The 21,416-nt window shown below is 67.3% G+C and carries 17 protein-coding genes; 6 read left to right on the forward strand and 11 right to left on the reverse strand.

Annotated features, from left to right (window positions below; translation table 11 throughout):
- Positions 1-58: 58 nt before the first annotated feature.
- From F9288_RS09445 to F9288_RS09460, 4 genes are read right to left on the reverse strand one after another with little or no spacing between them, the layout of a single operon-like run.
- Positions 59-937, reverse strand: coding sequence for a CoA ester lyase (locus F9288_RS09445; protein ID WP_302675324.1), 879 nt, complete (start codon positions 935-937; stop codon positions 59-61).
- The gene (locus F9288_RS09450; RefSeq protein WP_174836381.1) at positions 934-2,208 is read right to left on the reverse strand and encodes an MFS transporter; all 1,275 of its coding nucleotides are present in this window, start codon (positions 2,206-2,208) and stop codon (positions 934-936) included. The genes F9288_RS09445 and F9288_RS09450 overlap by 4 nt, the downstream gene beginning before the upstream one ends.
- A gap of 20 nt (positions 2,209-2,228) precedes the next feature.
- Entirely contained in the window at positions 2,229-3,707 is a 1,479-nt protein-coding gene (locus F9288_RS09455; protein WP_174836382.1) for an MmgE/PrpD family protein, read from the reverse strand.
- Between the two features lie 19 nt (positions 3,708-3,726).
- A complete protein-coding gene (locus tag F9288_RS09460; RefSeq protein WP_174836383.1) occupies positions 3,727-4,752 on the reverse strand; it encodes a cyclase family protein in 1,026 nt (341 codons plus the stop codon).
- Positions 4,753-4,852: 100 nt separating this feature from the next.
- On the opposite strand from F9288_RS09460, the gene F9288_RS09465 reads away from it, so the two are divergent.
- Positions 4,853-6,088 carry a CaiB/BaiF CoA-transferase family protein gene (locus tag F9288_RS09465; protein ID WP_217482615.1) on the forward strand — a complete coding sequence of 412 codons (1,236 nt, stop codon included), beginning with the start codon at positions 4,853-4,855 and terminating at the stop codon, positions 6,086-6,088.
- Positions 6,089-6,091: 3 nt separating this feature from the next.
- Here the strand turns inward: F9288_RS09465 and F9288_RS09470 are convergent, their stop codons facing one another.
- Positions 6,092-7,279, reverse strand: coding sequence for a citrate synthase (locus F9288_RS09470; protein ID WP_174836384.1), 1,188 nt, complete (start codon positions 7,277-7,279; stop codon positions 6,092-6,094).
- Between the two features lie 207 nt (positions 7,280-7,486).
- Between F9288_RS09470 and F9288_RS09475 the strand changes: the two genes are divergently transcribed.
- Positions 7,487-10,435, forward strand: a complete 2,949-nt coding sequence (locus tag F9288_RS09475) for a TonB-dependent siderophore receptor (RefSeq protein WP_174836385.1) — start codon at positions 7,487-7,489, stop codon at positions 10,433-10,435.
- A 108-nt stretch (positions 10,436-10,543) separates the two neighbouring features.
- Here the strand turns inward: F9288_RS09475 and F9288_RS09480 are convergent, their stop codons facing one another.
- The 3 genes from F9288_RS09480 to F9288_RS09490 are packed head-to-tail and all read right to left on the reverse strand — an operon-like array spanning position 10,544 to position 13,323.
- The gene (locus F9288_RS09480; RefSeq protein WP_174836386.1) at positions 10,544-11,809 is read right to left on the reverse strand and encodes a TolC family outer membrane protein; all 1,266 of its coding nucleotides are present in this window, start codon (positions 11,807-11,809) and stop codon (positions 10,544-10,546) included.
- On the reverse strand, positions 11,806-12,009 hold the full coding sequence (locus tag F9288_RS09485) for a DUF2892 domain-containing protein (protein ID WP_174836387.1): 204 nt from the start codon (positions 12,007-12,009) through the stop codon (positions 11,806-11,808). The genes F9288_RS09480 and F9288_RS09485 overlap by 4 nt, the downstream gene beginning before the upstream one ends.
- A 36-nt stretch (positions 12,010-12,045) precedes the next feature.
- The gene (locus F9288_RS09490) at positions 12,046-13,323 is read right to left on the reverse strand and encodes an NAD(P)/FAD-dependent oxidoreductase (RefSeq protein ID WP_174836388.1); all 1,278 of its coding nucleotides are present in this window, start codon (positions 13,321-13,323) and stop codon (positions 12,046-12,048) included.
- 82 nt (positions 13,324-13,405) lie between these two features.
- On the opposite strand from F9288_RS09490, the gene F9288_RS09495 reads away from it, so the two are divergent.
- The 4 genes from F9288_RS09495 to F9288_RS09510 are packed head-to-tail and all read left to right on the forward strand — an operon-like array spanning position 13,406 to position 18,371.
- Positions 13,406-13,744, forward strand: coding sequence for a rhodanese-like domain-containing protein (locus F9288_RS09495; RefSeq protein ID WP_174836389.1), 339 nt, complete (start codon positions 13,406-13,408; stop codon positions 13,742-13,744).
- 12 nt (positions 13,745-13,756) lie between these two features.
- Positions 13,757-14,848, forward strand: a complete 1,092-nt coding sequence (locus F9288_RS09500; protein WP_254621147.1) for an efflux RND transporter periplasmic adaptor subunit — start codon at positions 13,757-13,759, stop codon at positions 14,846-14,848.
- Positions 14,845-18,051: an efflux RND transporter permease subunit gene (locus tag F9288_RS09505; RefSeq protein ID WP_174836390.1), complete on the forward strand. Its 3,207-nt coding sequence runs from the start codon at positions 14,845-14,847 to the stop codon at positions 18,049-18,051. The genes F9288_RS09500 and F9288_RS09505 overlap by 4 nt, the downstream gene beginning before the upstream one ends.
- Positions 18,048-18,371 carry a helix-turn-helix transcriptional regulator gene (locus F9288_RS09510; RefSeq protein WP_174836391.1) on the forward strand — a complete coding sequence of 108 codons (324 nt, stop codon included), beginning with the start codon at positions 18,048-18,050 and terminating at the stop codon, positions 18,369-18,371. The genes F9288_RS09505 and F9288_RS09510 overlap by 4 nt, the downstream gene beginning before the upstream one ends.
- Positions 18,372-18,472: 101 nt before the next feature.
- On the opposite strand, the gene cydX is transcribed toward F9288_RS09510, so the two are convergent.
- Genes cydX through F9288_RS09525 form a run of 3 tightly spaced genes read right to left on the reverse strand, consistent with a single transcriptional unit; the run spans position 18,473 to position 21,357 of the window.
- Positions 18,473-18,577 carry a cytochrome bd-I oxidase subunit CydX gene (gene cydX / locus F9288_RS09515; RefSeq protein WP_174836392.1) on the reverse strand — a complete coding sequence of 35 codons (105 nt, stop codon included), beginning with the start codon at positions 18,575-18,577 and terminating at the stop codon, positions 18,473-18,475.
- 29 nt (positions 18,578-18,606) lie between these two features.
- Entirely contained in the window at positions 18,607-19,755 is a 1,149-nt protein-coding gene (cydB, locus tag F9288_RS09520) for a cytochrome d ubiquinol oxidase subunit II (RefSeq protein ID WP_174836393.1), read from the reverse strand.
- Between the two features lie 12 nt (positions 19,756-19,767).
- Positions 19,768-21,357 (reverse strand): cytochrome ubiquinol oxidase subunit I, encoded by a 1,590-nt coding sequence (locus F9288_RS09525; protein WP_174836394.1) that lies wholly within the window; start codon positions 21,355-21,357, stop codon positions 19,768-19,770.
- Positions 21,358-21,416 lie beyond the last annotated feature (59 nt).

A 21,416-nucleotide genomic window follows, 5' to 3' on the forward strand; every position in this document is an offset into this window, starting at 1 on the left:
CTCTCTCCGGGTTCGTTGTTGTCTCGGCCTGATTCGGCAGTCTGTCCGAGTGGCGAGGTTATCGCGAGCCTTTGGCACCCGGGAGATTCGGAGCCTGCGCCAGGATCGCGCGGGCCTGGCGCACCACCGCCTCGTCCACAAACGTCCCGTCGGGCATCTGGAATGCGCCGGCGCCGCCCGCCTGGTTTGACGCGGACCGGGCAACGATCTCCCGCGCCTTCCGCAACTCGGCCTCGGAGATCCCGAAGCTCGCGTTGACGACCTCGACCTGGGAGGGATGGATGCAGCTGCGAGCGCCGAATCCCAAAGCGCGGTCCTCCACGCACGCGCGCCGCAACGCCGTCAGGTCGGCGATCGGGGCGAAGACGTGGGCGACCGGCGGGGCGAGGCCGAGCAATCGGGAGCGCATGGCGATCTCCGCGCGGGCGATCAGCGTCTCGGTCCGCTCGGGCGTGGCGACGCCGCCGAGGTCAGCGACGAAATCGCCGGCACCAAAGGAGAAGCGCCCGACTCGCCGTGAGGCGGCGGCGAGTTCGGCAAGTGCATACAGGCCTGCGACCGATTCGATGATCGGCTGCAACGCAACGTCCGCGAGACGCGGACCGGCGGCGTCCAGGCTGACACCAAGACACCTTATCGCGCCGCCCGTTTCGGCTTTCGGCACGAGCAACCCCGCGAAGGCTGCGCCAGACGCGACCAGCGCCTCGACATCCTCCAGCCCGAGTTCGCCGTCGTTGATGCGGACGAAGACCGGCTTGGCCGCGTCATCGGCATTGGCGAGGAGCCAATCGGCCACCGCCGCGCGCGCGACGGGCTTCCCGGCGGGGGGAACGGCGTCTTCCAGATCGAGGATCACCGCATCGGCCGCGCCCGCCATCGCCTTCGTGAACAATGCCGACCTGTTTCCCGGGACGTAGAGGAGCGAGCGGATCCTCACGACAGTTCCACCCCCTTCGTCTCCGGCGCGATCAGGATGATCGCCACCGCGCCGATCAGCGCCAGAATGGTCAGCCCCATCCCGGCCTGGAACCCCGCCGTCGTAGCTCCCATCGCGCCGATCAGGACGGGGGCGATGAGCGCGCCGGCCCGGCCGCCATTATAGGCGATCGCCATGCCGAGCGCGCGCATCCGCGTGTCCTTCAGCATCTCGGCGATGAACGGTCCGAGGCCGCCGAAAATGCCGCCGATGCCGAAGCCGACCATCGCGGTCGCGAGCAGGAGCAGCGCATTCTGCGTCGCGAGGACGAAGACGCCGAGCGCCACCGCCCCGACCGTGAGATAGAGGATGAACGTCGGACGACGTCCGATCCGGTCCACGATCAGCGCCATGACGACGAAGCCGAGCAGGGTTCCGATCTGTTGCGCGAAGGTGAAGCCCAGACTCTTGAGGAAGGTCATGTGCTTGACCTCGATCAGGAAGGTCGGCGTCCACGTCGCCACCCCCCAGAATACGAACTGGACGCAGAAGACGAACAGGAAGGCGATCACCAGCGACCTGCTCATCAGCGACCCGCCCGTGGGCGAACCGCCGGCCGGGTCCGGGACTTTCTTCCGCCGCGCGAGCCACACCGGCGACTCGGGAGTCTTGAGGATCACGGGCAGAAGAATGATCGCGGGCAGCGCGCCTATGGCGAACAGCCACCGCCACGCCCCGTTCGAAAGGCCGCCAGCGAGCCATGTGACAAGCGCGGCGAGGCCGATGGCGATGGCCGATCCGATCGGCAGCCCCGATTGCATGATGGCCCCGCCCTTGCCGCGATGCTGCGGCGGCCAGGTCTCGGCGACCAGCGCCGCCGCCGCGCTCCACGCGCCGCCCATGCCGATCCCGCCGAGGAAGCGCAGAATCACGAGCGTCTGGAGGTCGCGGGCCAGGATCACCAGACCGGTCAGCAGCGAGTAGATCAGGATCGCGGCGTAGAGCGTGCGCACGCGGCCGAAGCGATCCGCGAGGTAACCGAACAGGATCCCGCCGAGGATGCTGCCGAAGGCCGACGCGCTGGTGATGCCGCCAGCCTGCGCCTTAGTCAGGTCGAAGACGCCGAGCAGCACGGGCGTCAGCACCGACAGGATCGCCAGGTCATAGACCTCAAATGTCCAGGCCAGGAACGCGGACGCGATCACCCACCAGCCCCCGGAGGAGATGTCCCTGGTCCACCCGCGCTGGAGGCCCGCGCCGCCGGGCGACGCGCCGTCTTCAGATACGATCATGCGATCCGCTCCCTTGCCGGTCAGCCGGCGACAATCGTGGCGCGCAGCAGCGCGTCGACGCTCGGCAGTTTCTCGAGCGCCCAGATCTGGTCGAGCAACCGGCGTCCCCTGGCGCGCGAGATCGCCGGACCGACCGTGCGCCAGAACTTCGCCTCCACCTCGGCGCGCGAGAACGGCCGCTGCGACGAGCCCGGCAAGTCGTCGACCTGCTCGGTCAGCACCTCGCCGGACTGAAGCGTGATCGTGACGCGGTTCGATGCCTGGCGCGGGAACTTCGCGGTAAGCGCGGGGTCCTCGCTCACCGTCGTCTTCGCCATCAATGCCCTGGCCTCCGGGTCCGCGAGCTTGTCGGGCGCGTAGCTCCGCCCGGTGATCTCACCGTCGATGAGCGCGCGCGCCACGACATAGGGCAGGCTGTGGTCGGCCGTCTCCCGCGTCGTCGGCGCGAACTTGTCCGCGCCCTTGCCCGCGGTGGTGTAGCCGTATCGGGTGCTGGCGATGGCGATCGACCTGATCGCGCCGCGGTCGGGAATCCGCGCCCTCAGGCTGATGGCGGCGACGACCGCGGTCAGCGTCAGCCCCTGCGCGGGAAACGGCTTCAGGCCGCAATCGTTGATCCGGAAGCGCCGTCCACGGCCGCCGAACGATGCGACATCGACGTCGAAGGGGCCGCCTACGACCATTTTGGCGAAACCCGCGTCGCCCTCGAAGATCGGGCTAGGCCCGGTGATGCCGGCCCGTGCCAGTCGGGCCGCCGCGACGCCGTCGCCGCCGGCCGCCGGGTTCGCCAGCGCCTTCCAGGCGGAGAGGACCTGCATGCGCGTCTGGTTCATCGCTATGTGGTTGACCAGCGCGAGGTTCACCGCCTCGGTGAGCTGCGCGACGCTCAGCCCCATGAGCTTGCCGGCAGCGAGCGCCGCCGCGACGACGCTGTAGGTCGGGTGATCCCACCCGCGCGGGCTGATCGCCGCCGCGTCGAACAGGCGGCATTCGATCTCGTAGACGAGGATCGTCGCGACGATGAAGTCCCTGACTGACCGCCGTTCGGCCTGCGCGACGGCCAGGCACGTCCCGATCAGGTCGCTCGGGTGGCCGATCTCCTTGCCCGCATAGCCGTCGTTCAGGTCGGAGAAGCGAATCGCCGACCCGTTGGCGAACGCGGCAAGCTGCGCGGTCGTGCGCTGTCCAGTGCCGATGAGCGTCGCCGGCCCGGACTCGCTCGCCGCGACCCGGTACACCGATTGCACCACCGGCTCGTCAAGCGCGCCCAGCGAGCAGCCCAGCGAGTCGGCGAGATGCAAGCGCAGCGTCTCCAGCGTCGGCTCGTCGATGTCGGCGTAGCTGAGATCGAACGCGTAGCGGGCGAGTCGCTCGGCCAACGGCTGCGCGCCGTCGGCGGCGAGCCCGGCGGCGCGGGCCGGCAATGCCCAGGCAGCGAGCAGCGCGATGGTGGCGCCGTCGCGCATCAGCGCCCGACGGCTGGTCAGTGCACTCTTCATCTTGGTCCTTCCACGATGATCATACGGTGGCGATCGGCGTCACCGGCGAACCGACCGCGCCGGGCAGGCGAAGCGGCGGCGCGGTGAGCAGGAAACGGCTGCGGTCGTGCTCGCGCAGCCACCGCGCGAGATCGCGCAACAGCCATTGCTCGCCGAGCGGGATGCCGAGCTTGAACAGGCAGAGTTCGTGGATCGGCGCGGCGGTGCCCGTCCGAGCGGCGTTGCGCGCGGGGATCAGCTCGACCGCCCGGTTGTCGGACGCGATCGCGGCGACTCCGCTCCGCGCGATCCAGTCGCGCAGTGCTTCGTCGCCGCCCTCCAGCCCCGCGCAGCTATGGTGGATCGCATCGTGGGTCGGCACGCCGCCGCCTTCCAGGATGACCTCGTCATAGCCGGTGTAGAGCAGCAGGATATCGCCGGGTTCTACTGTGACCCGGTCCTCGGCCATGATCGCCATGAGCTGGTCGCAGGTGACCGGCACGCGCTCCCGGCCGAACCGCGAATGGAGGTCGACCAGCACGCCGCGCCCCTGGATGCCCTTCACGGCGAAGCCATCGATGCCGAGTTCGTGCGCGTGGCTACCCTCGAACCGCTGGCCGGAGGGCGCGCCCGGCGTTTCGGTCGGTGCGACCACCGTCTCGCCGCCGCGCCAGCCATTATAATAGACGATCTCCGCCACGCCGTCGCCGTCCGCGTCGAACAGTGCGCCGGCGTGCGCGAAGCTGTCCCATTGCGTCGAATATTGCGAATAGAGCAGCACCGCATCGTCGCTGACGACGCCTCGGCCCCGAATCTGGTTGAAAACCGGGACGCCGTCCTGTTCCGCCGCGAACAGGCGCGGCGGGCGGCGGCGGGGGTTGGCAACATTGCCCCCCGGCAGGTCCAGCGGCAGGCTGAGGCAGAACGACAGGCCGGCCCGGACCTCGGCGATGCCCTGCAACACCTTCTCCGGCGTCAGCAGGTTCAGCCGCCCGAGCCGATCGTCGGCACCGAACTCGCCCCAGTTCGACCCATCAGGCCGATGCGTCCAGCGTAACTCAGCCATCGGCCTCCCTTCCTCGTTGACGCTTACCTAACGCATAACGTCAATGTTGACAATATATGTTGGAAAGAGTTTACGGCGTAAGAAAGCGCAATGGGAGACAATGTCCATGGTCGGTGAGGAAGCGGCAACGTCGAGCGGGGCGGCAACCAGATCGCAGCCGCTGGCCGGGCTGAAGGTCATAGACGCGGCGACCCTGTTCGCCGGGCCTGTCGCGGCGATGTTGCTGGGCGACTATGGCGCGGACGTGCTCAAGGTCGAGCACCCCCGTGGCGACCCCGCCAGGGGCCACGGCATGGGCGGCGCGGGCCATTCCGTGCTGTGGGCGCAAATGGGGCGCAACAAGCGGTCGGTCACGCTCAATATCGGCCGGCCCGAGGGCGCGGATATCTTCAAGCGCCTCTGCCGCGATGCCGATATCGTGATCGAGAACTTCCGGCCGGGGACGCTCGAGCGCTGGGGACTCGGCTATGACGTGCTGTCCGCGATCAATCCGCGGCTGATCCTCGTGCGGGTCACGGGGTTCGGCCAGTTCGGTCCCTATGCGCGGCGGCCCGGCTTCGGCACGCTGGCGGAGGCGATGAGCGGTTTCGCCGCGATGACGGGCCAGCCGGATGGCCCGCCGACCTTGCCCCCCTTCGGCCTCGCCGATGGAATCACCGGCTTCGCGGCGGCCTTCGCTGCGATGACGGCGGTGGAGAGCCGCCACCGGTCGGGGCGCGGCCAGGTCATCGACATCGCGCTGATCGAGCCGATCCTGACCATTCTCGGCGCGCACGCGACCGCCTATGACAAATACGGGACGATCCCGAAGCGGACCGGCAACCGCTCGCGGATGAACGCGCCGCGCAACACTTACCTTACGCGCGACGACAAGTGGGTCGCGATCTCGACCTCGTCGACCTCGATCGCCGAGCGCCTGATGCGATTGGTGGGGGCGGAGGAGATGGTCACGCAGCCATGGTTCGCGTCCGCGTCCGGGCGCTACCAGTATGTCGACGAGATCGATGCGCGAGTCGCCGCGTGGATACGCGTCCGCGACGCCGAAACGGTGGTTCGCGAGATGGAAGCGGCGGAAGCGGCGGTGGCGCCGATCTACACGATCGCCGACATCATGGAGGACCCGCAATATCGGGCTCTCGACACGATTACGCGTGTCCATGACGAAATCTTCGGCGATATCCGGATGCAGAACGTCATGTTCCGCATGTCGGAGGACGCCGGCGCGATCCGTTTCACCGGCCGTCCGCTGGGCGGCGACAACGACGCCGTGCTCGGCGATGAGCTGGGCATCGGCGAGGAGGAGCGCGCCAGGCTCCGGCAGGCGGGCGTGATCTGAAGCTCAGTCGGTCGGGGTCGGCACCCGGCGGATCAGCTCGCGATGGTGCGTGGGGCGGGTCCGCATATCGGATTGGAACTGCTCGATCGAATGCGCGACCCAGCCCGCTGACCGCGCGAGCGGGAACAGGATGTCGGAATCGTCGACGCCCAGCTTCAGGCTGACAAGGGCGCGCGCGAAGGGGAAGTCGGGCTGGAGCCCCGACCATTCGCGCATCAGCTCGATCGCCGACATCACCTTCTCAAGTTCCCGATCCGCCGGAAGCAGCGCGAAACAGCTGGCGAGCAGCGCCCGGGCGCGCGGGTCCTCGCCGTCATACTGGCGCGAGCCGAAGCCCGGCACATCGTCGCCATGCCGCAGCCGCCGCATGACCGGCTCGCGCGGATCGGCGCTCTCCGTGATCTCGGCGAGCAGGCGCCGCACCGAATAGGCGTAGCCGAACCAGCTCCGCCGCCCGGCGGCGACGAGCAGCCCGGCGGTCACCGTTCGCCAGGGGGTGACGCCGGTGCTCGCCAGCGCCCGAACCGCCCGCGCTGCCAGCTCCAGCCCGTGATCCGCCGTCAGCACGAGCAGCCGCCGGGTCAGGTCAAGCTGTGCCTCGTCAAGCTTGAGCGCCGCCCCGACGGTCTCGTGGATCGGCGTCTTCGCCGGCGCGGATTGCCCGAGCAGGATCGCGGCGAGCCATCGCATCGCGTCCGCGCCGGTCCGCGCCATGCCCTGCGGCGACAGGTCGAACGAACGCGGATTGGCGCCTTCGAGCAGGTGGAGCAGCGCGGTGGCCCGATCGATGCCGTTCTGCCCCATCATCGCGTTGGCGAGGCGCTCGAACTCATCCGTGGAGCGCGGGACATCGTCGGTGAAGACCTCCGCCTCATCGACCTCCCACAGCAACGCCGCCGTCTGTTCGAGCGTCGCATGCTCCGCAAGCGCGATCGCGTTGTGCCCGCGATATGACGGCCCGGTCGCGTCGATGTGGGTGATCGCGGTCGTCGGACCCGCGCTCGACATGCGCGGACCGTTCTTCCGCGACATCTCGCGAAGCAGATCGGCCTTCAGATAGCGGCGCGCCCGCGATCCTCCCACGGGACGCGAGCGCAGCCCCTTGCGGCCGACGTACACGTAGAGCGTCGACAGGCTGACGCCGAGCATCGTGGCCGCCTCGCTCGCGGAAACCCATTCCGCGTCATCCATTTGCTCGTCGATTTTGCCTCCCATGGATCGAGTATGCCGGGGCAAGGCGCGTGGATCAAGTTATAGGCGTGATAACCGCTAACCTAACATTAAATTGTAAAGATTGACTATAACATCGTTATGATGACAAAAGCGCCTCGCAACCGGCACGGCTCGTCTCCAGTCAGGGAAAACGCGCCAACAGGCCGATGATTGGGGAGGAAGACGATGCGCGGAAGGTTGGCTTCGGTATTGCTGGCAACGACCACTCTGGCTCTGGGACTCGCGCCCGGGATCGCGGCCGCGACCGGCTTGCCCCAGGATAATTCGCAACCCCCCGCCGTTCCGGCCGACGACGCCGCCCGCGTCGCCCAGCCCGGCGCGGCCGCCGGAAGCGCGCAGAACGATCCCTCCAGCGGCGAGATCGTCGTGACGGGTTCCCGCACCGTGACCAACGGATATTCGGCGCCGACGCCGGTGACCGTCCTCACCAGCGAGCTCCTGACCAATCAGCAGCCGCAGTCGCTGGCGCAGAGCCTGAGCCAGACGCCCGAGTTCCGCAATTCGGCGTCGCCGCAGGCCAATGGCACGGGCACGTCGGTCGGCAGCTCGCTGGGTGCCAGCTACCTCAACCTGCGTGGGCTCGGTCCGCAGCGGACGCTCGTCCTCCTCGACGGCCATCGCATCACGCCGACGTCGTTCCTTGGGCCGAGCGACATCGGCGTGCTGCCCGAAGGCCTGATCTCACGCGTTGACGTCGTGACGGGCGGCGCCTCGGCGGCCTATGGGTCGGATGCGATATCCGGTGTCGTCAACTTCGGCCTCGACACAAAGTTCACGGGCGTGAAGGGCGTCGCGCAGGCCGGCGTGTCCGAGCGCGGCGACAACGCCAACCGCAAGGTCGGGATCACCGCGGGCGCCGATGTTCTGGATGGCCGCGGCCACTTCGTGTTCAGCGCCGAATATTACGGCAACAATGGCATCGCGAACGAATACGGTCGCGACTGGGCGCTCCGCAGCTACGGCATCATCGCCGTTCCCGGCGTGAACGATGCCAACAAGAGCCCGACCAATCCGAAGAGCGTCGTAGTACCGAACGTGCGCACCGCCAACGGCAGTTTCGGCGGCCTCATCACCAATACATCCCTGCGCGGGACGCAGTTCCTGCCGGGCGGAACGCCGGCGCCGTTCAACTACGGTTCCTATCTCACCACCGCCACGATGGCGGGTGGTGATGGCGCCGATGCCTATTACGACCTTGCGTTGCAGCCCGATCAGCAGCGCGTCAACGTGTTCAGCCGCTTCGACTATAAGCTCACCGATGACATCAGCGCCTACGTGCAGGGGCTTTACGGCAGGGATCGGGTTATCTTCGTCTCCGGCCCGGCCGCCGAGCTCGGCAGCTCGCAATTCACGATATTCCGCGACAACGCCTTCCTGCCCGACACGATCAGGAACGCGATGACGACGGGCAACATCCCGTCCTTCACCCTGGGCAGAGTCAGCCGTGACATCGGCCTGGTCCGCTACAACAATCTCAACCAGACACTCCAGTTCAACACGGGGATCAAGGGCCGCCTGGGCAACGGCTGGAAGTTCGACGTTTACTACTCGCACGGCGAAAACCGTGACCGGTCCCTGATCACGAACGCGCCCATTGTCACGAACCTGTATCGGGCGGCCGACGCGGTGGTGAATCCTGCGACGAATCAGATCGTCTGCCGCTCCACGCTGACCAATCCGGGCGACGGATGCGTGCCGCTCAACCTCTTCGGCGAGGGGTCGCCGTCGGCCGCCGCGATCCGCTATGTCACCGGCAACGAATACGCGCTGCAGAAGTTCGTCGAGGACTACGCCGGCGCTTCACTGTCGGGCGATCTGTTCGCGCTGCCGGGTGGGCCGCTGTCGTTCGCACTCGGCGGCGAATACCGGCGGGATTCGGCACGGCAGACCGCGGACGCGCTATCCACAGCGACGGTTCCGACCAACACCGGCATCCAGGGCCTTCCCTCGACGATCGCCGGCAAGGTCGGTTACTACGACCGCGGCAATCTGCAGAATTTCTACGGCTCCACGCATGTCGCCGAAGGCTTCCTCGAGCTTCTCGCGCCGATCGTGCGTGACCTCCCGGCGATCCATTCTCTCGAGCTCAACGGCGCGGTGCGCTACGCGAACTACAAGAGCAGCGGCGGAGTCGTGACCTACAAGGCCGGCGTGGTCTACGAGCCGTTCGACTTCCTGCGGCTGCGCGCCACGCGCTCGCGCGACATCCGGGCGCCATCCTTGTTCGAACAATATCTGGCGCCGAGCCCCGCCTCGACCGGCGGGCCGGTCACCGATCCGTTCAACAACAACCGGGTGTCGCCGCAGATCATCGTGATCGTCGCGGGCAATCCGAACCTGGTCCCCGAGAAGGCTGACACGACCAGCTTCGGCGGGGTGCTCAAGCCGGCGTTCCTCCCCGGCTTTGGCCTGTCCATCGACTATTGGCGCGTCAACATCCGTAACGCCATCAGCCAGCTGTTCCTGAGCACACCGGTGAGCAACGCCCAGCTGCTGATCAACCAGTGCTTCGCGGGCAACACCGCTTTGTGCGGCGCCATCGGCCGCACTGACGGCGTCATCAGCTCGGTGAACAACACCTATTTCAACATCAGCCGCTTCGTCGCCTCCGGCGTGGACTTCGAGCTGAACTACCGCGTCCCGATCGCGGCGAGCGACACCAGCCTTTCGTTCCGCGCGGTCGCCTCGTACCTCCACGAACTGTCCAGCCAACTGCCCGGCGGCCTGGTGATCGATCGTGCCGGCGACAACGGCCAGTCGGCCGCTGGCAGTCCCCATTGGCAGGGGACCTTCAGCGCCCAGGCCGAGCACGGCCCGCTCTCGCTCTTCGTGCAGGAACGCTACATCGGCGGCGGAACGCTCGACAACACATTCACGCCGAGCGACATCAACATCAACCGGGTTCCCGCCGTCTGGTATACCGACCTTACGCTGCGGCTTCGCGTGCCGACGGTCTCGCGCTCCGCGGAGTTTTTCCTGACCGTGAACAACCTCTTCGATCGCGATCCGCCGATCGACCCGCGATTTGCCAACTTCGGCACCGTGCCGACGAACCGGAGCCTGTACGACGTGGTGGGCCGCCAGTTCACCAGCGGAATCCGTTTCAGGTTCTAGCTGCGTCAGGGCGAACGACGGCGGGTGTTCGCGCCTGGCGGACATCCGCGTCGCGGCGGCAGGTGGCAACCGCCCGAACTGGATCGATCGCGGACGTCCTTCGGGAAATCAGCGTCCAATGAGCGCCAGCAGGCGGTGGGCTGCAACGATCCGGTCGCTATGCGCCTTCGCTTCGTTGACCGCAGCCGCGGTCGCCTCGCGTTCGGCATCGAGCAGATCTAGCTGGGGCCTCATGCCGACGCGGACTTCGTGGCGGATGCTGTCGCGGGCCTGTGCCGCGGCGAGGGCCTGCTGGGTGGCGGCGGTTTCGACCAGGCTCGCCGACCGTACCCCCTGAAAGGCGCTGATCGTCTGCTCGTCGACGGCGGCGCGCGCGACGCGCACGCGCGCGTCGGCGGCTTTTACCGCGCTGTCCGATTCCGTGATCCTGGCGGAGACCCGGCCTCCGGAGAATAACTGCCAGCGCGCCCGCACACCGAAAGTGGCGGCATCGGAACGATAGTCGGGGAAGAACTGGTCGCGCACTGTCGCCCCCTCGGCAAAAGCGCCGATCGTGGGCAGGCGTTCGGCCCGAGCGCCGCGTGCGCCGGCACGGGCGGCGTCGAGCGCGGCTTCGGCCTGGGCGAGGGCGGGGTTGTTCGCGCGCGCGCTGTCGAGCGCTTCGTCGAGCGTGGCGGGCAGGGCCGGGCTTGCCGGAATGGGTTGAAGGTCCTGCGGCGTCAGACCCGTCAGGTTGGCGAACCGCGCCTGGGCCGAAACGGCAAAGCTCCGCGCCCCTTCGAGGGCGGCCTGTGCTTCGGCAAGGCGGGCGGCCGCCTGGGCGACGTCGGTGTTGGGGCTTTCGCCAGCCTTGAAGCGGAGCCGGGCCTGGCGCTGGATCTCCTCCATCTGGGCGACCATCTGCTCATAGAGCGCCACCATGCGGTGCGTGGTCAGCACCTCGCCATAAGCCTGGACCGTCGCGACGACGATCTGGCTGCGCGTCATGGTTTCACCGGCGCGTGCCGCTTTGCTGCCGGCTCTCGCCTGCGCGATCCCGGCGCTGACCCGGCCACCCGTATAGAGGGGCTGCTCGATGGTGAGCTGTGCCGCGCGCGGCGTGACATTGGCCGCCGGAAGCCCGAAAAATCCCTGCGGATCGAGCCGTCCATAGCCGATCATCCCGCTCAACGTCGCGCTGGGAAGTCCCTGGCCCCGCGCTTCCCTGATCCGGGCATCGGCGGCATCGGCATCGGCCCGCGCGGCTTCGATCTCAGGCGCATGGTCCATGGCCGCCGCGACCGCCTCTTCGAGCGTCGTCGCCTGCGCCGGCATGGCGACATTCGCCGGCGGGCAAGCGAGCAAGACGAGGGAAATCGCCTGCTTGAGCGTCATTTGAAGGCGGTCCCCGGACGGACGCCGAATGCCTTGAACGCCATGGCGGCGGGGCAGAAGCCGGTGAAGCTCGCCTGAAGCATGTTGAGGCCGGCGAATGCGGTGAGCGCGATCCACCACGGATGCACGGTCAGCGACAGGACGACGCCGAGCAGAACGACACAGCCGGCGAACGCCATCACGGCACGATCGAGGGTCATCATCTCACTCCTTCGCTCGAGGAATCGGAAACCGGATCAGAAACGCAGCTTGCGGATGCCCATCGCGTGCATGACGAACTTTTCGTAGAATGGCTCGCCCTCGCCCTTGCGGACCTTGCGCAGGAAATATTTCTCGAAGCCGATCTTGGCCAAATGGACCCATTTGCCGCTGGACGACCAGTTGACGTTGCGCGGCGGGATCTGGGGCTGGGCGACGAAGGCGACGCCGCCATCGCCGAAATCGGCGAGGCAGACCGCGTTCCACGTAGCTTCGGCGGTCGGCGCCTTCCCTTCGAGGATCGACGCGACGTTGGCGGCGATCGCCGTGACCATGGATTCGATCATGAAGCCGGTCTTGGGCACGCCCACGGGCACCGGGGTCGGCCCCGTCGGCGGGATGGCGACACAGACGCCGAGCGCGAAGATTTCGGGGAAAGCTGGATTGCGCTGATGCTTGTCGACGATGATGAAGCCGCGCGGGTTGGTCAGCCCCTCGATATTGCTGACCGCGGGCACGCCCCGGAACGCCGGAAGCATCATCGAGAAACCGAAGGGCAGATCGTGCGCCTTCCTGACCGAGCCGTCCTCGCCGACTTCCTCGACGTGCATGACGCCGGGATCGACCCTGGTCACGCGGGCATTGGTGATCCATTTGATATGGCGGTCGCGCAGCTCGCTTTCGAGCAGCGACTTGGTGTCGCCGACGCCATCGAGGCCGAGATGGCCGATATACGGCTCGGCGGTGACAAAGGTCATCGGCACCCGGTCGCGAATCTTGCGACGGCGCAGCTCGGTGTCGAGGATCAGCGCGAATTCGTAAGCCGGGCCGTAGCAGGACGCGCCCTGCACAGCGCCAACGACGATGGGGCCGGGATTCTTCACGAACGCGTCGAAGGCATCGGCCGCCTCGGCGGCATGGGCGGTCTGGCAGACCGACGCGGTATGGCCTTGCGGCCCGAGGCCCTCGATTTCGTCGAACGCAAGTTCGGGGCCGGTCGCGATTACAAGATAATCGTAAGTGATTGATGTTCCGTCATTGAGCTCGAGTCGTTTTTCGCTCGCATGGAGACGCCTGGCGCCGACGGAGGTGAAGCCGATCCTCTTTTTCGCGAACACCGGCGGGAGGCGGACCTGGATAGCCTCCGGCTCGCGCCAGCGTACCGCGACCCACGGGTTCGAGGGGATGAAGCTGTACATATCCGTGTCGGACACGGTCATCACGTCCGCGAGGTCCTTGACGGCGGCCTTGATCTCATAGGAGGCGATCGTGCCCCCCAGGCCCGCGCCCAGCACAACGATCAACGGCCTGCCCATCTGCGATCCCTCCTCATTCAACATCATTGACTAATATAATCATTACACGTTATATGCAATCTACAAACTGTGAGAGGCTCTCATGCTCGGATTCAGGAAACGCGAGGCGCATCGCGAGATCGGCCCCGGAGAATTGCACGCCATGCTGGAGGACGGCACGGTGCTGCTGATCGACGTGCGTGAGCCGGGCGAGTTCGCCGCCGGCCACATTCCGGGCGCGGTGAACATGCCGCTGTCGGCCTTTTCACCTGATGACGTCCCCGATCCCGAGGGTCGGACGGTCGTGCTGCAATGCGCGGGCGGGCGGCGTTCCGGGCAAGCGCTCGACCAGTGCGCGGCCGCGCAAGCGGCGATCGACACGCATCTCGCGGGCGGCATCGGCGCATGGAAAGATGCCGGATTGCCGGTGGTCGGCGGCTGAGCGCGGAAAAGAATGAGCCGAACGAGGGGCATGAGCGGCATGATGAGCGGCGGGGGCAAATGGCTCTGGTTGGCATGCGCCGCGCTGGCGCTGTCGGCATGCGGCGGTCAGCCGGAGAAGGACGAGGCGGCGGCGACGCTGCCCGCCGGCGACGTGATGCGGCTCGCCCCCACGGAGATCGCCGACATGAAGGCGGTCGGCGCTGAGATCGCCACACGCGACCAGGCCGACGTCCTCGCGCGCATCCCGGGCATCTTGACTTCTCTCGCCGTGCGCGCCGGAGACACGGTGCGGAAGGGCCAGCGCATCGGCATGATCGTCGACTCGCGGCTCGGCTATGAGACGAGCGTCTATGGCGCGCAGGCCGCCGCCGCCCAGGCGGAAGCCGCGCGGGCCAATGCGGATCTCGCGCGCATCCGCGATCTCTACAGCAACGGCGTCTATGCGAAGGCGCGGCTGGACCAGGCGGTGGCCGTCGCGCGCGCGGCCGGCGCGCAGGCCGCCGCCGCGCGCGCGCAACAGGGCGCGAGCGCCAGCGTGGCCGGGCAGGGCGCGGTGATCGCCCCGGCGAGCGGGCGGGTCTTGCGGGCCGATATCCCCGCGGGCTCGCCGGTCGCGCCGGGCATGTCGATCGCGACCGTCACGGCGGGTCCGCCGGTCCTGCGCCTGATGCTGCCGGAATCGGTCGCGCGGCAGGTTCGGCCCGGCGCGCGCGTGCTCGTCAATGATACGGCGTCGGATGATGCAGGGGTGCCCTTCGGGTCGCACCAGGGCAGCGTGACGCAGGTCTATCCTGCGATCACCGGAGGCCAGGTTCGCGTCGATGCGACGCTGCCTGGCCTCTCAACGCAATTCATCGGCCGCCGCGTGGGCGCATCGGTCGAGATCGGCAAGCGCAAGGCGCTGGTCGTGCCGCGCCGTTTCGTCGCCACGCGCTACGGCATAGATCAGGTCCAGGTCGTGGGCGAAGGCAAGCGGCTGAGCATGGTGCCGGTCCAGATCGCGCCGACGACCGACCCCGCAACGGTCGAGATATTGAGCGGCGTGTCCGCCGGCGACCTGCTGTTCGCCCCCGGCCAGCCCGCCAAGACCGCGCGCCCATGAAGCTCGGCATCTCCGGTCGCCTCACCAGGGCCACCATCGCTTCACCGCTGACGCCGCTATTCCTCCTCGCGGCGATCGCCGTCGGCCTGCTGGCGCTATTCTCCATCCCGCGGGAAGAGGAGCCGCAGATCAGCGTGCCGATGGTGGACATCCAGGTGATGGCCCCCGGCCTGTCCGCCGCCGACGCGACCGAGCTGGTCGGCATCCCGCTGGAGACGATCGTCAAGAGCGTCGATGGCGTCGAGCATGTCTATACCCAGGCGCAGGACGACGGCGTGCTGGTGACGGCGCGCTTCCTCGTCGGATCGAACCCCGAGGACGCGGCGATCCGCATCGAGGAGAAGCTGCGCGCCAATTGGGACAGGAAGCCGGTCGGCATCCCCGATCCCAAGGTGACGGTGCGCGGCATCAACGATGTTCCCGCCGTCGTCCTGACCCTGACGCCCAGGCCCGGAGCGGCGGGCCAGTGGAACGATGCCAGCCTCTACGAACTGGCCTCAAAGCTGCGCACCGAGATAGCCAAGGTCGATAATGTCGGCATCACCTTCCTCGTCGGCGGGCGCCCCGAGGAAATCCGCATCGCGCCCGATCCCGCCAGGCTGCGCCAATATGGCGTGCCGCTGGGCAGCGTGATCGAGGCGGCGAGCCAGGCCAACCGCAGCTTTCCGCTGGGCAATATCCGCGAGGACGGCAGGGCGGTCGGCGTGACCGCGGGCCGCACGCTGTCCTCGGCGCAGGAAGTTGGGCTGCTTACCGTGCGGTCCGCGACCGGGGCGCCTGTCTATCTGCGCGATGTCGCGAGCGTCACGCAGGGGCCGCGCGAGGATCAGGCGCGGGCATGGCGCTGGGCCAAGGCAGGGAATGGCCGCTGGGATTTGGCGCCCGCCGTCAGCATCGCCATCGCCAAGCGGGCGGGGGCCAATGCGGTGGTCGTCTCCGACGCCATCCTTGAGCGCGTCGAGAGCCTGAAAGGCAAATTGATCCCCGCTGACGTCACCGTCGCCGTCACGCGCAACTATGGCGAGACGGCGAACGAGAAGGCCAACGAGCTGCTGTTCCACCTGGCGCTGGCGACCGTCTCCATCGTCGTGCTGATCGGCTTCGCGATCGGGTGGCGCGAGGCGGGCGTGACCGCCGTGGTCATCCCGACGACGATCCTGCTCACGATGTTCGCCTCGAACCTCATGGGCTATACGATCAACCGGGTCAGCCTGTTCGCGCTGATCTTCTCCATCGGCATCCTCGTGGACGATGCGATCGTCATGATCGAGAATATCGCGCGTCATTGGGCGATGGACGATGGCCGCAGCCGGACGCAGGCCGCGATCGAGGCGGTGGCCGAAGTCGGCAACCCGACCGTGGTGGCGACGCTCACCGTCGTCGCGGCGCTGCTGCCGATGCTGTTCGTCTCCGGGCTGATGGGGCCGTATATGGCGCCGATCCCGGTCAACGCCTCGGCCGCGATGATCTTCTCCTTCTTCGTCGCCGTGGTGATCGCGCCGTGGCTGATGATCCGGTTCGCGCGCAAGACCCTCACGCACGGGCACGGCCACGACGAAAGCGGCGGCAGGCTGGGGCAGCTCTATGCGCGCGTCGCGCATCGCGTGATCGGTACGCGCCGGTCCGCGCGGAATTTCCTGATCGGGGTCGGGCTGGCGACGCTGGTCGCCTGTTCGATGTTCTACTTCAAGGCCGTCACCGTGAAGCTGCTCCCCTTCGACAACAAGTCGGAGCTTCAGGTCGTGGTCGACATGCCGGGTGGGACCGCGCTCGAAAGCACGGGCCGCGTGCTGGAGGATGTCGCCGGCATCGTGCGCGGCCTGCCGGAAGCGACGTCGATGGAGGCCTATGTCGGCACATCGGCGCCGTTCAACTTCAACGGCCTCGTCCGCCATTATTTCCTGCGCTCACAGCCCGAACAGGGCGACGTGATGGTGACGCTGCTGCCCAAGGGCGACCGCAGCCGATCGAGCCACCAGATCGCGCTCGACCTTCGTCAGCGGTTGAAGGCGCTGAAGCTGCCCGAGAGCGCGTCGATCAAGGTGGTCGAGACGCCCCCCGGTCCGCCGGTCCTCGCGACCTTGCTCGCCGAGGTCTATGGCCCCGATGCCGCCACGCGCGAAAGGACGGCGACCGAGCTTGAAAAGATCTTCAAGTCGATCCCCTTCATCGTCGACGTCGACAACAGCTTCGGCACGCCGCGCCCGAAGCTGCGGCTCGATCTCCAGCGCGACCGCATCGATTATTACGGCCTGTCGCAGCGTCAGGTCGCCGACAGCATCGGGATGCTCATGGGCAGCCAGACGGTCGGCTATGCCCCGCGCGGAGACGGCCGCACGCCGCTGCCGATCACCATCGCGCTCGCGCAGAAGGACCGGAGCTGGACGCAGGCCCTGTCGAGCACGCCCGTCGCACAGGCGCCGGGCGGCCAGCTCATCGACCTCGGCGCGGTGGTCGATGCCCGCGCCGAGACGGGCAGCCCCGCGATCTTCCGCCGCGACGGCCGCTATGCCGACATGGTGACGGCCGAGCTGGCGGGCGCCTATGAAGCGCCGATCTACGGCATGCTGGCGGTCGATCGCGCGGTGGACAAATATGACTGGGCGGCGAAGGGCCTTCAGAAGCCGGAAATCCGCCTCAACGGTCAGCCAGACGACGAGAGCGTGCCGACCCTGCTATGGGACGGCGAATGGGAGATCACCTGGGTCACCTTCCGCGACATGGGCGGCGCGTTCATGGTCGCCTTGCTGGGCATCTATATCCTCGTCGTCGCGCAGTTCAGGAGCTTCCGCCTCCCGCTGGTCATCCTGACCCCTGTGCCGTTGACGCTGGTCGGCATCGTCATCGGCCATATGCTGTTCCGCGCGCCGTTCACGGCGACGTCGATGATCGGCTTCATCGCGCTGGCCGGCATCATCGTGCGCAATTCCATCCTGCTCGTCGACTTCATCCGACATTCGGCGACGCCGGACAAATCCCTTCGCGACGTGCTGCTCGAAGCGGGGACGATCCGCTTCAAGCCCATCGTCCTGACGGCCGCCGCGGCGATGATCGGCGCGGCGGTCATCCTGACCGACCCGATCTTTCAGGGGCTCGCGATTTCGCTGCTGTTCGGCCTTGCATCCTCGACGCTGCTGACCGTGCTGGTTATTCCGGCCATTTACATCGTGCTTCGAGATGATGGAAAGCCCGCGACCAGATGATGCCCCTCGAAACGCCCCTTGCGCAACTGACCCGGCATGCGGCCCATGCCGCCAGCGTGCTCAAGCTGCTCGCCAACGAACAGCGCCTGTTGATCCTGTGCCGGCTGACCCAGGGGGAGTTTTCCGTCGGGCAGATCGTGGAGCTGTGCGGGCAGTCGCAATCCAGCGTCTCGCAGCATCTGGGGCGGCTGCGCGAAGGGGGCCTCCTCAAGACCCGCCGCGACGGCACGACGATCTACTACAGCCTGGCCGACGAAGGCGTCCGCAAGCTGATCGACTTGCTCTGCGATGGTTTCGGTCCCGGCGCCGCGCGATCCTGAGAGTCCGGCCGACGCGCCATCGCTCCCGCTTTTCTCCGCGCGCTCTTTACCGGAGCTTGCGCGCGGCGGGGCGGGGGACCTTGGTCTCGTCCTGGTCGCGCTTACATGGGCTCATCGGGATCGGCGTGGAATTCGTGCCACATGCCATTGATGATGCCGAACCCCACCGCGAGGCCGACGCCCAGAATCCAGCTGAAATACCACATTGGCCAAACCCCTTTCTGAACAATCCCTGTCAGTAATAATCGGGATTGGTGTCGACCTCCGCCAGCGTGATCCGGCCGAACATCACCTTATACGCCCAGGCGGTGTAGATCAGCACGATCGGCAGCAGGACCAGCGTCACGGCCAGCATGATGAACAATGTCACCTGGCTGGACGAGGCGTTCCAGACGGTCAGGCTCGAGGCCGGGTCGATCGAGCTTGGCAGGATGAAGGGGAACATCGACAGGCCCACCGTGGCGATGATGCCGATCGCGCCGACCGACGATCCGCCGAACGCCAGCACCTCGCGGCCCTTGCGGATGCCGATCCATGCCAGTGCCGGCCCCGCGAAGCCGAGGACGGGCGCGATCAGCATCCACGGATATCTGCCATAATTGTCGAGCCACGCCCCCGGCGCTGCGACCGTGCCCGACAGCAAGGGATTGGAGGGGCCGAACGGATCGGCCGCGTGGGCGAGCCGGAAGCCGAAGCCCATTTTCGCCACCATCACGCCGCCGAGCGCGAACAGCACGATCGACGCCGCCGCCGCGACCTGGCCGAAGGCGCGGGCGCGGTCATGCACGACGCCGCGCTCGACCTTGATCGCGAGCCAGCTCGCGCCGTGCAGCACGATCATCGCGACCGAGAGCAGGCCGGCGACCAGCGAGAAGGGGTGGAACAGGCCCAGCAGGCTCCCCTCGTAGAAGGAGCGCAGGTCGCTATCGAGGCGGAAGGGGATGCCGGTCAGGACATTGCCGACCGCGACGCCGAACACCAGCGCGGGCACGAAGCCGCCGATGAACAGCGCCCAGTCCCAGCGCGTCCGCCATGCGGCATCGGGCTTCTTCGACCGGTATTTGAAGCCGACCGGCCGCAGGATCAGCGCGGCGAGGACGAGGAACATCGCTAGGTAGAAGCCGGAGAAGCTGACCGCATAGACGAACGGCCATGCCGCGAAGATCGCGCCGCCGCCGAGGATGAACCACACCTGGTTGCCCTCCCACGTCGCGCCGATCGAGTTGATGACGAGGCGGCGCTCGGCATCGGTCTTCGCCACGAAGGGGAGGAGCGCCGCGGTGCCGAGATCGAAGCCGTCCGTCAGGGTGAAGCCGATCAGCAGGACGCCCATCAGCAGCCACCAGATCAGCCGGAGCGTTTCATAGTCGATGGGAGGAGCCATGACCTGTTCTCCTTATTCGGCGGGAATGGGGGCATAGCCGCCGACGGTTGCCGGGGCGGCCTCGGGCGGCGCGCGATTCGCGTCCGGCCCCTTGCGGATCGCCGCCAGCATCAGGCGCACCTCGATCACCGCCAGCGCGCCGTAGATCACGGTGAAGCCGACGATCGTGGTCCAGAGCTGCGCCACCGTCAGGCTGGAGGCGGCGAGGAAGGTCGGCAGCACGCCGTCGATCGCCCAAGGCTGGCGGCCGATCTCCGCCAGGATCCAGCCGAACTCGATCGCGATCCACGGCAACGGGATGATCCACACGGCGGCCCGCATCAGGAAGCGCCAGACGCCGTGATCGCTCCCGAAACGCTGGACGGAGGCCATCCAGAAAGCCGCGCCGAAAAAGGCGATGAAGAAGAAGCCCAGCCCGGCCATGACGCGGAACACCCAGAACATCACCGGCACGTTGGGCACGGTGGACCATGCCGCTTGCCCAATCTGCTCCGGCGTCGCGTTGCGCGGATCGGCGACGAAGCGCTTCAGGAGCAGCGCATAGCCGAGATCGCCCTTGCTGCGCTCGAACTGCTCGCGCGCGGCCATGTCGTCGCGGTTCGTCTTCAGCCGCTCCACCGCGTCATAGGCCTGGATGCCGTTCTCGATCCGCTCCTGCGCCTTGGCGACCAGCTCGTAGATGCCGGAGACCTGCCCGGTCAGGCTGCGCGTGGCGATCAGCCCCAGCACATAGGGAATCTTCACCTCATAGCTGGTTTCGCGGCCCTTCAGGCTCGGGACGCCGAAGATCGCGATCCCGGCCGGCGCCGGCTCGGTGTGCCACATGGCCTCCAGCGCGGCGAGCTTCATCTTCTGGTTGTCGGTCAGCGCATAGCCGCTCTCGTCGCCCAGCACGACGACCGACAGCGAGGAGGCGAGGCCGAAGGCGGCCGCGACGGTGAAGCTGCGCCGCGCGAGCGCCACCCACTTCCCCCGGAGCAGATACCAGGAAGACACGCCGAGCACGAAGACCGAGGCGCAGACATAGCCCGCGCTCACCGTATGCACGAACTTCGCCTGCGCGACCGGATTGAACAGCACCGCCATGAAGTCCGAGACTTCCATGCGCATCGTCGCCGGATTGAACCGCGCGCCCGCCGGATGCTGCATCCAGCCGTTCGCGACGAGAATCCACAGCGCCGACAGGTTCGATCCCAATGCGACCATGAAGGTGGTGAACAGATGCGCCTGCCGGGACAATTTGTCCCAGCCGAAGAACATCAGGCCGACGAACGTCGCCTCCAGGAAGAAGGCCATCAATCCTTCGATGGCGAGCGGCGCGCCGAAGATGTCGCCGACATAATGGGAATAGTAGGACCAGTTGGTGCCGAACTGGAACTCCATCGTGATGCCGGTGGCCACGCCCAGCACGAAGTTGATGCCGAACAGCTTGCCCCAGAAGCGGGTGACGGTGCGCCAGATCTCGCGCCCCGTCATGACATAGATGCTCTCCATGATGACCAGCATGAAGGAGAGGCCGAGCGTGAGCGGCACGAACAGGAAGTGATAGAGCGCGGTGAGGGCGAACTGGAGGCGCGAGAGTTCGATCACGGCCATGTCCATGGCGGCACTCCTTGCATTCCGGCCCCGGGCGAGCATCCTCGTCGTGAGTCGGTTGAAAG

This window comes from Sphingomonas sp. CL5.1 (assembly GCF_013344685.1).
In the GTDB taxonomy this organism is placed as follows: domain Bacteria; phylum Pseudomonadota; class Alphaproteobacteria; order Sphingomonadales; family Sphingomonadaceae; genus Sphingomonas.

What these genes read in the sequence shown, in the direction of transcription:
- F9288_RS09450 (WP_174836381.1), bottom strand. Translation starts at nt 2,208, where the DNA reads ATGATCGTATCTGAAGACGGCGCGTCGCCCGGCGGCGCGGGCCTCCAG.
- F9288_RS09455 (WP_174836382.1), bottom strand. Translation starts at nt 3,707, where the DNA reads ATGAAGAGTGCACTGACCAGCCGTCGGGCGCTGATGCGCGACGGCGCC.
- F9288_RS09460 (WP_174836383.1), bottom strand. Translation starts at nt 4,752, where the DNA reads ATGGCTGAGTTACGCTGGACGCATCGGCCTGATGGGTCGAACTGGGGC.
- F9288_RS09465 (WP_217482615.1), top strand. Translation starts at nt 4,853, where the DNA reads ATGTCCATGGTCGGTGAGGAAGCGGCAACGTCGAGCGGGGCGGCAACC.
- F9288_RS09470 (WP_174836384.1), bottom strand. Translation starts at nt 7,279, where the DNA reads ATGGATGACGCGGAATGGGTTTCCGCGAGCGAGGCGGCCACGATGCTC.
- F9288_RS09475 (WP_174836385.1), top strand. Translation starts at nt 7,487, where the DNA reads ATGCGCGGAAGGTTGGCTTCGGTATTGCTGGCAACGACCACTCTGGCT.
- F9288_RS09480 (WP_174836386.1), bottom strand. Translation starts at nt 11,809, where the DNA reads ATGACGCTCAAGCAGGCGATTTCCCTCGTCTTGCTCGCTTGCCCGCCG.
- F9288_RS09485 (WP_174836387.1), bottom strand. Translation starts at nt 12,009, where the DNA reads ATGACCCTCGATCGTGCCGTGATGGCGTTCGCCGGCTGTGTCGTTCTG.
- F9288_RS09490 (WP_174836388.1), bottom strand. Translation starts at nt 13,323, where the DNA reads ATGGGCAGGCCGTTGATCGTTGTGCTGGGCGCGGGCCTGGGGGGCACG.
- F9288_RS09495 (WP_174836389.1), top strand. Translation starts at nt 13,406, where the DNA reads ATGCTCGGATTCAGGAAACGCGAGGCGCATCGCGAGATCGGCCCCGGA.
- F9288_RS09500 (WP_254621147.1), top strand. Translation starts at nt 13,757, where the DNA reads ATGAGCCGAACGAGGGGCATGAGCGGCATGATGAGCGGCGGGGGCAAA.
- F9288_RS09505 (WP_174836390.1), top strand. Translation starts at nt 14,845, where the DNA reads ATGAAGCTCGGCATCTCCGGTCGCCTCACCAGGGCCACCATCGCTTCA.
- F9288_RS09510 (WP_174836391.1), top strand. Translation starts at nt 18,048, where the DNA reads ATGATGCCCCTCGAAACGCCCCTTGCGCAACTGACCCGGCATGCGGCC.
- cydX (WP_174836392.1), bottom strand. Translation starts at nt 18,577, where the DNA reads ATGTGGTATTTCAGCTGGATTCTGGGCGTCGGCCTCGCGGTGGGGTTC.
- cydB (WP_174836393.1), bottom strand. Translation starts at nt 19,755, where the DNA reads ATGGCTCCTCCCATCGACTATGAAACGCTCCGGCTGATCTGGTGGCTG.
- F9288_RS09525 (WP_174836394.1), bottom strand. Translation starts at nt 21,357, where the DNA reads ATGGACATGGCCGTGATCGAACTCTCGCGCCTCCAGTTCGCCCTCACC.